12 protein-coding genes are annotated in these 12,264 nt (G+C 60.6%); all 12 read right to left on the reverse strand.

Annotation, left to right across the window (positions count from 1 at the left end; all coding sequences use genetic code 11):
- Positions 1–77: 77 nt before the first annotated feature.
- Positions 78–791 carry an acylneuraminate cytidylyltransferase family protein gene (locus tag BUC04_RS03740; protein WP_067658125.1) on the reverse strand — a complete coding sequence of 238 codons (714 nt, stop codon included), beginning with the start codon at positions 789–791 and terminating at the stop codon, positions 78–80.
- Positions 779–1,837, reverse strand: coding sequence for a nucleotidyltransferase family protein (locus tag BUC04_RS03745; protein ID WP_067658121.1), 1,059 nt, complete (start codon positions 1,835–1,837; stop codon positions 779–781). The genes BUC04_RS03740 and BUC04_RS03745 overlap by 13 nt, the downstream gene beginning before the upstream one ends.
- Positions 1,830–2,468 carry an acetyltransferase gene (locus BUC04_RS03750; protein WP_067658118.1) on the reverse strand — a complete coding sequence of 213 codons (639 nt, stop codon included), beginning with the start codon at positions 2,466–2,468 and terminating at the stop codon, positions 1,830–1,832. The genes BUC04_RS03745 and BUC04_RS03750 overlap by 8 nt, the downstream gene beginning before the upstream one ends.
- Positions 2,461–3,534, reverse strand: coding sequence for an N-acetylneuraminate synthase (gene neuB, locus BUC04_RS03755; protein WP_067658115.1), 1,074 nt, complete (start codon positions 3,532–3,534; stop codon positions 2,461–2,463). Before neuB ends, BUC04_RS03750 begins: the two co-directional genes overlap by 8 nt.
- Positions 3,531–4,697: a UDP-N-acetylglucosamine 2-epimerase gene (gene neuC / locus BUC04_RS03760; protein ID WP_067658112.1), complete on the reverse strand. Its 1,167-nt coding sequence runs from the start codon at positions 4,695–4,697 to the stop codon at positions 3,531–3,533. The genes neuB and neuC overlap by 4 nt, the downstream gene beginning before the upstream one ends.
- Positions 4,690–5,862 carry a LegC family aminotransferase gene (locus BUC04_RS03765; protein ID WP_067658109.1) on the reverse strand — a complete coding sequence of 391 codons (1,173 nt, stop codon included), beginning with the start codon at positions 5,860–5,862 and terminating at the stop codon, positions 4,690–4,692. Before BUC04_RS03765 ends, neuC begins: the two co-directional genes overlap by 8 nt.
- Positions 5,863–5,865: 3 nt before the next feature.
- Positions 5,866–7,059 (reverse strand): UDP-N-acetylglucosamine 4,6-dehydratase, encoded by a 1,194-nt coding sequence (locus BUC04_RS03770; RefSeq protein ID WP_067658106.1) that lies wholly within the window; start codon positions 7,057–7,059, stop codon positions 5,866–5,868.
- A gap of 74 nt (positions 7,060–7,133) precedes the next feature.
- Positions 7,134–7,385, reverse strand: a complete 252-nt coding sequence (locus BUC04_RS03775; protein WP_067658103.1) for a hypothetical protein — start codon at positions 7,383–7,385, stop codon at positions 7,134–7,136.
- Positions 7,382–8,680 carry a motility associated factor glycosyltransferase family protein gene (locus tag BUC04_RS03780; RefSeq protein ID WP_067658100.1) on the reverse strand — a complete coding sequence of 433 codons (1,299 nt, stop codon included), beginning with the start codon at positions 8,678–8,680 and terminating at the stop codon, positions 7,382–7,384. The genes BUC04_RS03775 and BUC04_RS03780 overlap by 4 nt, the downstream gene beginning before the upstream one ends.
- 298 nt (positions 8,681–8,978) lie before the next feature.
- The gene (locus BUC04_RS03785; RefSeq protein WP_067658096.1) at positions 8,979–9,809 is read right to left on the reverse strand and encodes a flagellin N-terminal helical domain-containing protein; all 831 of its coding nucleotides are present in this window, start codon (positions 9,807–9,809) and stop codon (positions 8,979–8,981) included.
- 244 nt (positions 9,810–10,053) lie between these two features.
- Positions 10,054–10,884 (reverse strand): flagellin N-terminal helical domain-containing protein, encoded by an 831-nt coding sequence (locus BUC04_RS03790; RefSeq protein ID WP_067658093.1) that lies wholly within the window; start codon positions 10,882–10,884, stop codon positions 10,054–10,056.
- Positions 10,885–11,074: 190 nt separating this feature from the next.
- Complete coding sequence (locus BUC04_RS03795; protein WP_067658088.1) at positions 11,075–11,884, reverse strand: flagellin N-terminal helical domain-containing protein; 810 nt, start codon at positions 11,882–11,884, stop codon at positions 11,075–11,077.
- Positions 11,885–12,264: the final 380 nt, after the last annotated feature.

Genomic DNA, 12,264 nt, shown 5'->3' on the forward strand with positions numbered 1-12,264 from the left:
TGGCCTGATAATTCACAACAACTGCCAGATTAGGGCGGCGTGGAAGAGGGGAAACTTAAGCGGAATGAATTGCTTGCTCAGCAATCCACCGCCTCGGTCAATGCGCTTAAGGTGGGTGTGGTCTGGGTCAGCAGAAATTCGGCAAACTGGAAGTCCAGCAGGGTATCAATGTCCACCGAAGCTCGATTGTCCATCACCAGGGCATGGCTGCCGGGACCGTAGAGGCTGGACAGGGGCAAGGTGCGCTCAAACAGGTATATCGCCCCGTTCAGGCGAAACCAAGGACCCAGGTCCTGGCTGCGCTGCTGGGCGTTTCGGCTGAGAAAGCCATCCAGGCTGGCATCCGGCCCCAACTGGTTGCTCCACTGGGGCGGGTGCTCACAGGGGGTCACCGACACCACCGCTCGGGCCTGATGACGTTGCATCTGCTCCCAGGCTGCGTCGATATGCTCGGCACCTCGCAACGGCGAGGTGGGTTGCAACAGGGCAACATGGCTGATGCCCGGCGTCGCCCAATGGCTCAGGGCATGGGCCACCACCTCGGCGCTGCCCGCCTCATCGCTGGCCAGCTTCGCCGGACGCAGTCCCGGCACCTCGGCGCCGTATTGGCGTGCCACCTGGGCTATCTGCGGGCAGTCGGTGGAGACCACCACCTGATCGATACAGGCGGCAGCCCGCGCCGCTTCAATGGTGTGGGCAATCATCGGCTTGCCTGCCAAAGGCCGCAGGTTCTTGCCGGGTAACCGTTTACTGCCACCGCGAGCAGGGATCAGCGCCATCACGCCACCCATGCAAACAACCCCTTGATGTCCCGTTGAGCCCGCTCGAAGTCCGCCATCTGGCCGATGTCGAGCCAATAGTCATGCAGGGTGTAGGTGCTCACCTCTTCGCCCTGCTCCAGTCGCTGCTCCAGCAAGGTCGGCATATCGACCCTTTGCCCCTTCACCACGCTGCGCACCAGCGCGTCACTGAGCACGTAGATCCCGGCGTTGACCTGGTAGCGTTCCACCGGCTTCTCCTGCATCTCCACCACGTTGCCCTTGCGGCTGTTGATCACGCCGTAGGGGATCTGGTACTCGAACTCCCGGACGCACAGGGTGGCATCCGCCCCCACCGCGTTGTGATGCTCCACCAGCTTGTCGAACTTGAGATTGGTGAGGATGTCGCCATTGATCATCACCACCGGTAGAGCGGGTCGCTCCTCCGGCAGCAGAGCCAGGGCACCGCCAGTGCCCAGTGGTGCCTGCTCATGGACGTAGGTGATGGATACCCCCCACTGGCTGCCATCGCCAAAGTGCGACTGGATCACCTCCGGTAGGTAATGGGTGGAGATATAGAAGTTGGTAAAACCCCGCTCGATAAAGCTGCGCAGCAAGGTCTCCAACAAGGGGCGGTCCCCCACCTTGAGCATGGGCTTGGGGCAGTGTTCGGTCAGTGGTCGCAGCCGTGTGCCAAAGCCACCGGCCATGATAAACACCGGATTGCCATAGTGGGGCTGCTCCAGCAGCTCATGCAGGGCGTGTACGCCCAACAGGATCCCCTCCTCGACGATGGGCAGGGCAAGTAACCACTTCTGTTCCATCAATCGCACCGCCTGCTCACGGCTGCAATCGGCACTGACGGTGACCGGCTGGCGGTGGACTACCTCGTCAATGGCGCACTCCAGGGTCATGCCAGCCAGCAGGCCCCGCCGTATATCGCCATCGGAAACCGTGCCAATCAAGCGCCCCTGGGTGGCCACCAGGGCCATGCGGATGGCTCCCTGGTCGATCACCTTGAGGGCCTGGCGCAATGTTGCACCCGGTGCCAGCACCAGGTTTTGCCAGGTTCTAACCATGGCCACCTCCGGTCATGTTCAAGCTCCATCTTGTTTGAGCGGCCAGGTCCTGTTTCAGCAAACTGGCAGCGCCAACGATCGCCTCCGAACCGATAGTGAGGCCCTGGATCACCGTGGCATTGGCACCGACAAAGGCGCCCTCACCGATCTGCACCTGGCCACACAGGCGGGCCCCTGGTGCGATATGCACATGGGCCGCCAGACGGCAGTCGTGATCGACACTGGCGGCGGTGTTGATCAGGCTGTTGGCTCCGATCTCAGCGCCGGCCTGGACAATGGCGCCACTGAGCACCTGGCTGCCCGGTGCCAGGCGAGCAAAGCGGGAGACCCGCGCACTGTCACACACCAGGGTGGCAAAGCCATATCCCAGTGCGCTGAAGCGCTCGAACACCCGCTGGCGCAGACTGTCCCCGGGTAGCATGCCGATGCCGTTGACCAGCTCAACCTGTTGCGGCGTCCACTGCTGTTGCAGCTGCGCTTCGCTGAGCAGCGGCAGGGCTGCCAGCGCTTCACGCCCGGCGGGACGCTCCGGTGCCACCAGCGCCAGCGGGGCGCGCCCCTGCTCCGTCAGCAGGTCCACCAGCACCGCGGCATGGCCGCCGGCTCCAAGCACAACGACGGGCTTACTCATCGATCAGCTCCCCCACCCGGTAAGCACGGCGGGCCGGCTGCCCCAGCAGTGCCCAGTAATGGCTCGGTGACATGCCGGTGCCGGGGCGCTTGCAGCAGAGATCCGCCGTAGTGAAGCGCTGACCAACCTCCATAGCCCGGGCTGCCACCAGGCTCTTGCGGGCGATGGGGCGATTGGGCAGCTCCGACGCTGTCGGCGCCTTAACCCGGCTACCCAGCGCCAGTGAGACCGCCCGCACCGCAGTGACCATCTCAGTCAGGGCATCCGGTTCCAGCGAGGCTTTGTGATCCGGCCCCTCCATCTGACAATCCAGGGTAAAGTGCTTCTCGATCACCACGGCGCCACGGGCAGCGGCGGCCACCGGAACGGTGATGCCGGCGCTGTGATCCGAGTACCCCACCGGCAGGTCAAAGGCGCAGGCCAAGGTGTCCATGGCGCGCAGGTTGATCTCCGCCATCGGCGCTGGATATTCGGTGGTGCAGTGCAGCAGCGTCACCTTCTGCTGCAGGGCGCGCTGCCCCTCGGTGCTGACAAAGGCCTGTTGAAAGGCCTCCAAGCTCGGCTCGCTGTCGGCGGAGGTGACCAAACCAAAGGCGATCACCGACAGCGCCGCCTCCACCTCTGCCAGGGTGGCCATGCCGGTGGAGACGATCAGATCGCAACCGGTGCGTGCGTGCTCCAGCACAAAAGGCAGGTTGGTCAACTCGCCGGAGGGCAACTTGAGGGTTTTCAGGCCGAGATCGCCCACCAGAAAGCGCAGGCTGTCGCTGTCAAAGGCGGTACTGAGAAACTCGATACCCCGTTTTTCGCAGTGGGCCACCAGCGCCTTATGGGTGGGGAAGTCCAGCTCAAGCCGGCTGAGCATCGCCAGCTGCGACTCGCTTACGCCGGTATTGCGGCTCTGGTACTGCGCTTGCTGAGCCTCAGCGGTGACCAGTTCACTGGCCTTAAAGGTTTGAAACTTCACCACGTCGGCACCCGCTGCATGGGCGGCATCCACCAAGGCAAAGGCCAGCTCTGCACTGCCGTTGTGGTTCACGCCGGCCTCGGCGATGATCCGGGTCATGCGCTCTCCTTCTGGGGCAAGTCGTAGAATTCGGAGGCCGGCTTGGCCGGCATGGATTTGAGCAGTTCGACCACCTGTCCACTGGCGTCACCGCCGCCGTAGGGCAGATAGCGAGCCCGTTGCCCCGACTCACGCCAGGCCAGGGCTTGTGCCATCGCTTGGGCAATGGCGGTGCGATTGGCGGCGCAATGAAACACACTGTCGGCGGCCAGGCGCCCAAGCTGGCGCTGGCCAATGTTGACGGTGGGGCGCGCCAACGCGGGCACTTCGATCAGGCCACTGGAGGAGTTGCCGATCACCATCTCCGCCTCGGCGACGGCGCTGAGGTAGCGCTTCTGACCCAGCGAAGGGATCGCCAGCACCCGCTCTGGCCTTTGTTGGGCATAGGCCTCCAGGGCGGGGATCAGGCTGCGCCCCTGCTCGTCGGCATTGGGGTAGGTCAGGATCACCTTAAGCTCGGGGTAATCATCCAGTGCCGCCAGCATGGCCTCAAAGCTGGCCTTGGCGGGCTCATCCGCCAGTGTCACGGGATGGTAGGTAGCCACCACAAAGGGGCCGGAGAGATCCCAGTTGAGCGAGCGGGACAACGCGTGGCGGTCCATCCGGCTGGACCGGGTCAGGTGATCCAAGCCGATGGCACCGACATTGAACACCCGTTGGGGCGACTCCCCCATCTGGATCACCCGCTGCCGATAGGGCTCAGCAGCGGTGCAGTGCAGGGTACTGAGCTTGGTGATGGCGTGCCGCATGGCGTCATCGTTGGCGCCCTCACTGATCTCGCCGCCATGCAGATGCAGCACCGGCACCGACAGCAGCAAAGCAGCTTGAGCGGCGGCCAATGCCTCATACCGATCCCCCAGGATCACCAGGACATCGGGCTGCAGCTTTGCCAACGCCTCGGCCACCCCGGTCACCGCGCGGCCCATGCTTGCGGCAATGGCCACCGGAGTGTCCAGCTCGGAAAGGATCGGTACCTGGGCATCAACACCAAAGCCATCGTCCAGGATCCCTTGCAGGGTGTAGCCCAGCTCTTCACTCAGGTGAGAGCCACTGACCACTAGTTGCAATCGCAACGCTGGGTCGGCCTCTATGTCTTTGAGCAACCAGTAGAGCAGGCCGTAATCGGCCCGGGTACCGGTGAAGACCGCCACGGTTTTAGTCATGCTCGCCCCCGGTCCGGGTTGCTTGCACCAGCGCTGAGCTGGGCAGGTTGACCACCCGCGCCTCGGCCCATTCGGCGTTGGGCAGCGGGCCACGCTGGGCACTTTGGTACATCGGCAGTCGATGCATCAGCTGCCACACCGGTCGGGTCATCACCCCTGCGGCGTTGGTCTGCTCCAACAGCTGATCCCGCGCAGCGCGATCCGGGCAGATCACCCCATTGAGCCAGAAATTTGAGTGGGCGTAGTCCGGCTCATCGATGAAGCGGTAATCGGAACCGGCAAAGAACTGGCGATACTGCTCCGCCACCTGCCGCTTGCTGTGCAGCAGTCGGTCAAGCTGCTCCATCTGGCCGCAGCCCAGGGCCGCGTTGAGGTTGGGCATACGGTAGTTGAAGCCCGCTTCGTCATGCAGATACTCGAAGGCGTGGGGCAGCTTGGCGGTGGTGGTGAGGTGTTTGGCACGGGCCCCCAGGGTCGAGCTCTGGCACAGCACCATGCCGCCCCCGCCGGTGGTGATCACCTTGTTGCCATTGAAGCTCAGCGCGGCGGTCAGGCCGATGCTGCCGGCGGGCCGCCCCCGGTAGAGTGAACCCAGGGCTTCTGCCGCATCCTCCACCAACGCCAGGTTCCAGCGCTTGGCCACGGCGCTAAGTTCGGTCAGCTGCACCGGATGGCCAAAGGAGTGCATCGGCAGGATGGCGCGGATCGGCGCCTTGCTGGCCCGGTGACGGCACTGCCCTTCCCCGTCCAACTCCGCTTGTTCGCACAGCCAGGCCTCGGTCGCCTCGGGGCAAAGACCTAAGCTGACCGGGCTGACATCCAGCAACACCGGTTCCGCGCCCATATGCTTCAACGCATTGCAGGTGGCCACGAAGGTCAGTGCCTGGGTCAACACCAGGTCACCGGCCTGGACGCCAGCCAGGTGCAGCGCGGTATGCAGCGCCGCGGTACCATTAACCGTGGCCACCGCGGCCCCGGCACCGGTGGCCTTGATGATCTGCTGCTCAAACCGATCGACGTAAGCGCCAACGCTGGAGACAAAGGTGCTGTCCAAGGTGTCGTTGACGTAGGCGCGTTCGGCTCCGTCAAAGCGGGGGGCATGCAGGGGGATAAATTCGTCGGTGCGGTAGATCTCCCGCACCTTGTGGATCAGTCGCTGCTCCATCGACTACATCTTCCCATCCAGGTACTTGCCATTGTCCTCATGACCAAACTCCGGCAACAGCTGGCGGAACAGGCTGACCATCTGGGGCTTGTCCCACTGGCGTCGGTGCTGCATCAACAGGACTTGCGCCTCGAAACTGTCCAGCTGTCGACCATCAAACTGAGGTTCATTCTGGATCACCCCAAGTTGGGCAAAGCGTTCCATGTCCAGGGTTTCGGTGCCGGTATAAAACTCCTCGAACGGCTTCTCCCCTGTGGTGTCGCTGCCGGTGAACAGGCAGGGCCAGCAGAGGTTGCCCGGCGCCATCCCTGCGGCACGTTCACGCGCCTGCTGCTCCGAGTCACACAGCCAGGGGGTGTAACCCCGTTGTGTCAGGTAGCGCTGAGCGATATCGGCAAAGGAGACCAGGTGCTGTTCGCTGTCGAGCTTGGGAAAGAAGATGTCACGGTTCTCCCCCAGCAGGCAGGACATCAGGCAAAGCTCTCCCGCTTCCTGGGGGGTGACGAAGTAGCGGGTGATGTCATTAGGGGCGACGATGGGCTGGCGCTTCTCCAGACGCTGGTTAAATCCATGCAGCAGGGAACCGTCGGAGAAGGCGACGTTAGCAAAGCGCGCAGTGGAGATCTCGATCTCCAGGCTTCGTCGCATCAGGAACATCTCCATGATCCGCTTGGAAGCCCCCATCATGTTGACCGGGTTGGCCGCCTTATCGGTGGAAACGCAGAAGTACTTCTTCACCCCCGCCTTGATGGATTGGGCCAGGGTCTTATCGGTGTTGAGGATGTTGACCTCAACCATCCGCATCAGGGTGTAGGGGTCTTTCTCACTGCGGACATGCTTCAGCGCCGACAGATTGAGGACGTAATCGTACTGGCCATCGGCCTCGATAAAGGCGTCGTACTGCCAACTGCCGATATCAAGCGCAAAGGTCTGGAAGTCGCCATCGATGTAACCAAAGCCGCTGCGGATATCCCGCACCAGCTCCACCAGGTTGTTCTCGCTGATATCCACCACGTGCAGCTTTTGCGGCTGGCGCTTGAAGATCTCCTTGGTCACCGCCTGGCCGATGGACCCGGCACCGCCAAGTACCAGGAAGCGGCTGCCGCGGACCTTGTCCTGCAGCTGCGCATCCCAGTGTTGAATGTCCTGGTCAAGCAGAGGGGTCGAGCGACCGATAAGGTCGAGCATGGCGTGCATCTGTGTCTCGCAAAGGGCCCCGACGGGCCCGTTCTGTCTATGTCTGTTTGGGGCAACCGCTCAGATGGCGGGGGTTAGCTGAACAGCTCCACCAACTCGTACTCGAAGTAATCCGCCAGGCCGAGGTAGTCACTGCGCTCCATACAGGCGCTCAGCTCTGGAAACAGCAGCTTGGCCTGCTCCAGCCTCTCCACTTCCAGCTTGGGAAACTGCTTAACGATGTGGGGCATCAGCTCCTTGATCTCAGCGTTGGCCGCCAGGGTCTGGCCAGTGCGCAGTTGGCCTGCCACCCGCTTGAGCTCTTTCAATAACTGGTGGCGTTTCATGCGACCTCCTCCAGGGACACGGTGCCCTTAATCAGGGCACCAATGGTGCCGGTGTTGATAAAGCGCACCTGGGGACGGTTAGCGATGTAGCTCTCCATAAAGTAGAGCGCCCGGGCAAAGGGCCCTTCGGTGGGCAGACGCTCACCGTTTTGACCCAGTACGGTAAAGGTGGCGTTCTTGTGGTATGCGTTCAGCTCGCCCTCTTCATAGCCGGTATGGGTTCGACCATCGACGTAAGCAAAGTCACAGCCGTACAGCTCCACCTCCTCGGCCCCCATCTGCACCGCCAGATCCAGCGCTGAGTGGGTCACTACCCCGCCGTTAACCAGCACGCCGCAATCCGCTTTGCGGGCAAACTTCTTGTACAGCTCGCTGTTGCCGGCCGCCAGGTAGCGCGGGCCGTTCCAGCTCTCCAGCACCTTGGTGTCCAGACGCGGCAAATGCACCAGCGGCACCCCTTGGATACGGTCAGTCTGCAGGTGATGTTCGTTGATGGTGGGGTCAATGGTGACCACGTAATCCGGGGTGATACCGGCATCAAGCAGTGCCTTCAGGCCTGTATCTACGCTGATCAAGGTGGTGCTGGCGCGCTGCTGCTTGATCCGCTCCAGTCCGTACTGCAACGATGGGCCGGCAGCCACCACCATCGCCCGTTTATTGCGACCCGCCAGTTGATGCGCTTCGCTGTCAAACAGGTTGAACAGAGACTTCACCTCGCCCTGCTTCGCTTTCAGATGCTCGCGGAAACGTGCCTCAATGGCCGCATCGCCGACCTTGTGCAGCTGGTTGATGTAATCGATGTTGAGATGACCGTGCAGCTGGTTGCAGGCATCTTCAAAGCGCTCATCCGCCAGCATCAGCTCCGAGGTGATCGCCGCTAGGGGCTTAGCCAGGCGCACGTTATCGCCGTAGCGCAGCTGGGTGCGCTCATCCGCCAACCAGGGCAGCTGATCGGAGTTGGCCAGCACGTAGTTAAACAGGCCGGGGTTGAGGATCAGCACATCCAGGGTTTCAAGTCCATCACGGCGCAATAGCAGCTGCTGCAGATCCCCCAGGCCGGTACCACACACCATGGCGTAAGGCGCGCCTTTAGGCACACTATGGGCCTGCTTGGTGGCCTCGGCGATGCGGTTATGACGGCTGGTCAACTGTACGCCACGTTGGGCTACGGTCACCTGCAGCCCCTGTACCAGGGTGATCTCGGCACTGATATCCGGTTCGGAGGCCAAACGCTCGGCCACCTCGGGCCAACGGCGGCGGATAACCGTCAGGTTGGCATCAAGAAATTGGGTCATCGCTATTCACTTCTTCGTTAGTGGGCCGGGCGGATGCAGCCGTCCGTGCCATCTCTGAAACCAGGCGCAATCAGCAGGATCGCCTTATTGCTTTGCCGCCAGCTCTGCAAACAGCGTGCCACTGGCTTAATCGTCCGGTTTTTCCGCGCTGTGAGGGTAAAACCGCAGCGCCGTACGCGACACTCTTGCCAGCAGGCGTCATTGTGGGGAAACGCTACTTCCGCCCCTTTTCCGCCTCAGTGAAACAGCCATAAAAAAAGGGAGCCGATGGCTCCCCTTCTCCTTTTCCAGGTCTGGCTTACAGCAGGCCCATCACCAGGCCGCCCATCTGGTTGGACTGGGCCAGGATGTTGGTGCCGGCCTGAACCAGCAGTTGATTCTTGGTCATGTTGGCGGTTTCAATGGCAAAGTCCGCGTCCATAATGCGACCCTTGGCCGCCTCGGTGTTTTCTACGATGTTGGTCAGGTTGTTGATGGTGTGATCAACCCGGTTGATGTTGGCACCGAAGGTGGCGCGAGCACCGTTGACGGTATCCAGCATCGCCATGGCGTCGCTGATCGCCTGATCGATATCGGCACCGGCGGAGCTGCCGATATCACCCCCCAGAGACAGGCTGGAGATCCCATCCACGCCCACGGTCAGTTTGTCGTTCGGATCGGTAGAAGCACCGATCTGGAAGGTGACACCGGTGGCGGCGCCGGAGCTTTCAAACGCATCGAACACGTTGCGGCCAGCGAATTCGGTGGTGGAGATGATGCGATCGATCTCGGTAGACAGTTCCTGGAACTCGGCGTTCAGGGCATCCAGTTCGGCAGAGCCGTTGGTGCCGTTGGCGGCCTGGGTAGCCAGGTCTTTCATGCGGTAGGAGATGTTGGTGATCTCATCCAGGGCACCCTCAGCCACCTGCATCATACCGATGGCGTCTTGACCGTTGCGCATCGCAACCTGCATGCCACGGGAGTTGGCCTCCATACGGTTGGCGATCTGCAGGCCAGCGGCGTCGTCTTTGGCGGAGTTAATGCGCAAGCCGGTGGACAGACGCTCCATGGCGACGCCCATGGCGGAGTTGGAACGGCCCAGGGAGTTTTGCGCAACCAGGGAGTTGTAGTTGGTTTGGATAGACAGCATGGTGTTCTCCACTTATCCAGTGTGTTTATGTACCAACCCCACAGACGACAAGGTTTTGCTCGGCCTTAAACATAAAGCGTCAATTTCACCGCGAATGCCGTTTTCCTGACCATTACCTCCACCCCGGAATCCTTTGCTTGGGTGTTTACTGTTCAAGCTGGCTGTATTTTCTGCTGCAGCGTTTTTATAGCCAAAAACAAAAAAGGGAGCCCGAAGGCTCCCTTTACGGTCAGCTTCAACCGACTTACAGCAAACCCATTACCAGGCCGCCCATCTGGTTGGACTGGGCCAGGATGTTGGTGCCGGCCTGAACCAGCAGCTGGTTCTTGGTCATGTTGGCGGTTTCGATAGCGAAATCGGTATCCATGATACGACCCTTGGCCGCTTCGGTGTTCTCAACGATGTTGGACAGGTTGTTGATGGTGTGTTCAACACGGTTGATGTTGGCACCGAAGGTGGCGCGGTGGCCGTTAACTTCGTCCAGCAGACCCATGGCTGCATCGATAGCGTTATCGATTGCAGTGGCGTCGGAGGTCAGGTTGTGACCGCTCATGCTGATGCCGGAAATGCCGTTCATACCCACGGTCAGCTTGTCGCCGGCGTTGGTGGAGGCACCAATCTGGAAGGTCACACCGCTGCCACCACCAGAAGTTTCGAACGCCTGGAACACGTTACGGCCAGCGAACTCGGTAGTATCAATGATACGGTCGATTTCAGAGGACAGCTCCTGGAACTCGGCGTCCAGAGCGGCCAGCTCAGCGGTACCGTTGGTGCCGTTAGCAGCCTGGGTAGCCAGGTCCTTCATGCGGTAGGCGATGTTGGTGATCTCATCCAGGGCACCTTCAGCAACCTGCATCATGCCGATAGCATCTTGACCGTTACGCTGAGCCACCTGCATGCCGCGGGAGTTGGCTTCCATACGGTTGGCGATCTGCAGGCCAGCAGCATCATCCTTGGCGGAGTTGATGCGGAAGCCAGTGGACAGACGCTCCATGGCAACGCCCATGGCGGAGTTGGAACGACCCAGGGAGTTTTGAGCAACCAGGGAGTTGTAGTTAGTTTGGATAGACAGCATGGAAGACTCCATTTATTCCGTTGTTTAGGTTCAATAGCTAGAAACGACCCTGTTGGCCAAAGACCTAAAACCCTCTGTCCACTTTTACCAGGCAGCAACACCCCAAAACCACAACCACAACACTTGCAACACCACACAAACAAAAAAGGGAGCCCGAAGGCTCCCATCGCATTGCGTGACAGATAACGTCTTACAGCAGACCCATTACCAGGCCGCCCATCTGGTTGGACTGGGCCAGGATGTTGGTACCGGCCTGAACCAGCAGCTGGTTCTTGGTCATGTTGGCCGTTTCCACTGCAAAGTCGGTGTCCATGATACGACCCTTGGCCGCTTCGGTGTTCTCAACGATGTTGGACAGGTTGTTGATGGTGTGTTCAACGCGGTTGATGTTGGCACCGAAGTTGGCACGGAAGCCGTTAACGGTATCCAGCAGTGCCATGGAGTCACTGATGGCGTTGTCGATGGCACCGGAGGTGCTGATGTCGCCGGTCAGGGACAGAGTGGAGATGCCAGTGGCGCTCACGTTCAGCTTGTCGCCTGCGGCGGTGGTAGCACCAATCTGGAAGGTTACGCCACCTTCGAACGCGGTAAACACGTTGCGGCCGGCGAACTCGGTGGTGCCGATGATACGGTCGATCTCAGAGGACAGCTCCTGGAATTCGGCGTCCAGTGCAGACAGCTCAGCAGAACCGTTGGTGCCGTTAGCAGCCTGGGTCGCCAGGTCCTTCATGCGGTAGGCGATGTTGGTGATCTCATCCAGGGCACCTTCAGCAACCTGCATCATACCGATGGCATCTTGACCGTTGCGCTGGGCTACCTGCATGCCGCGGGAGTTGGCTTCCATGCGGTTAGCAATCTGCAGGCCAGCAGCATCGTCCTTGGCGGAGTTGATGCGGAAACCGGTGGACAGACGCTCCATGGCAACACCCATGGAAGAGTTGGAACGACCCAGGGAGTTTTGCGCTACCAGGGAGTTGTAGTTGGTTTGAATCGACAGCATGGAAATTCCTCCGTTGACGTGCTGTGTTGTCTCTCAATTACCTAAGACGCCCAGAGCGCAACGTCTCTTTAACCACCACACAATCAAACGCAGCAAAAAACACAAACCACCAACAACCAGAACCAAAAGCAGCAAAATGGGCCAAACAAATCAACAAAGGCAATAGAAGAGACCGGGGTTAATCCAGATAACAGTGGTGAGATTAGGCTCCCCCTCATTCCAATAGAGATGACCTGCCACTCAAACCGGTGTTTTGACGGCGTAACAGCTCAGATCACGAGATGAAACTGCTATCTACTCGCCCTACTGTTATTGCTCTAAACCACAATGCCCGAACCACAATGCCCAAAACGACAACGCCCCGCTCAAGGCGGGGCGGT

The sequence above is a fragment of the Ferrimonas marina genome (assembly GCF_900129905.1).
Taxonomy (GTDB): Bacteria; Pseudomonadota; Gammaproteobacteria; order Enterobacterales; family Shewanellaceae; genus Ferrimonas; species Ferrimonas marina.

What these genes read in the sequence shown, in the direction of transcription:
- BUC04_RS03740 (WP_067658125.1), bottom strand. Translation starts at nt 791, where the DNA reads ATGGGTGGCGTGATGGCGCTGATCCCTGCTCGCGGTGGCAGTAAACGG.
- BUC04_RS03745 (WP_067658121.1), bottom strand. Translation starts at nt 1,837, where the DNA reads ATGGTTAGAACCTGGCAAAACCTGGTGCTGGCACCGGGTGCAACATTG.
- BUC04_RS03750 (WP_067658118.1), bottom strand. Translation starts at nt 2,468, where the DNA reads ATGAGTAAGCCCGTCGTTGTGCTTGGAGCCGGCGGCCATGCCGCGGTG.
- neuB (WP_067658115.1), bottom strand. Translation starts at nt 3,534, where the DNA reads ATGACCCGGATCATCGCCGAGGCCGGCGTGAACCACAACGGCAGTGCA.
- neuC (WP_067658112.1), bottom strand. Translation starts at nt 4,697, where the DNA reads ATGACTAAAACCGTGGCGGTCTTCACCGGTACCCGGGCCGATTACGGC.
- BUC04_RS03765 (WP_067658109.1), bottom strand. Translation starts at nt 5,862, where the DNA reads ATGGAGCAGCGACTGATCCACAAGGTGCGGGAGATCTACCGCACCGAC.
- BUC04_RS03770 (WP_067658106.1), bottom strand. Translation starts at nt 7,059, where the DNA reads ATGCACGCCATGCTCGACCTTATCGGTCGCTCGACCCCTCTGCTTGAC.
- BUC04_RS03775 (WP_067658103.1), bottom strand. Translation starts at nt 7,385, where the DNA reads ATGAAACGCCACCAGTTATTGAAAGAGCTCAAGCGGGTGGCAGGCCAA.
- BUC04_RS03780 (WP_067658100.1), bottom strand. Translation starts at nt 8,680, where the DNA reads ATGACCCAATTTCTTGATGCCAACCTGACGGTTATCCGCCGCCGTTGG.
- BUC04_RS03785 (WP_067658096.1), bottom strand. Translation starts at nt 9,809, where the DNA reads ATGCTGTCTATCCAAACCAACTACAACTCCCTGGTTGCGCAAAACTCC.
- BUC04_RS03790 (WP_067658093.1), bottom strand. Translation starts at nt 10,884, where the DNA reads ATGCTGTCTATCCAAACTAACTACAACTCCCTGGTTGCTCAAAACTCC.
- BUC04_RS03795 (WP_067658088.1), bottom strand. Translation starts at nt 11,884, where the DNA reads ATGCTGTCGATTCAAACCAACTACAACTCCCTGGTAGCGCAAAACTCC.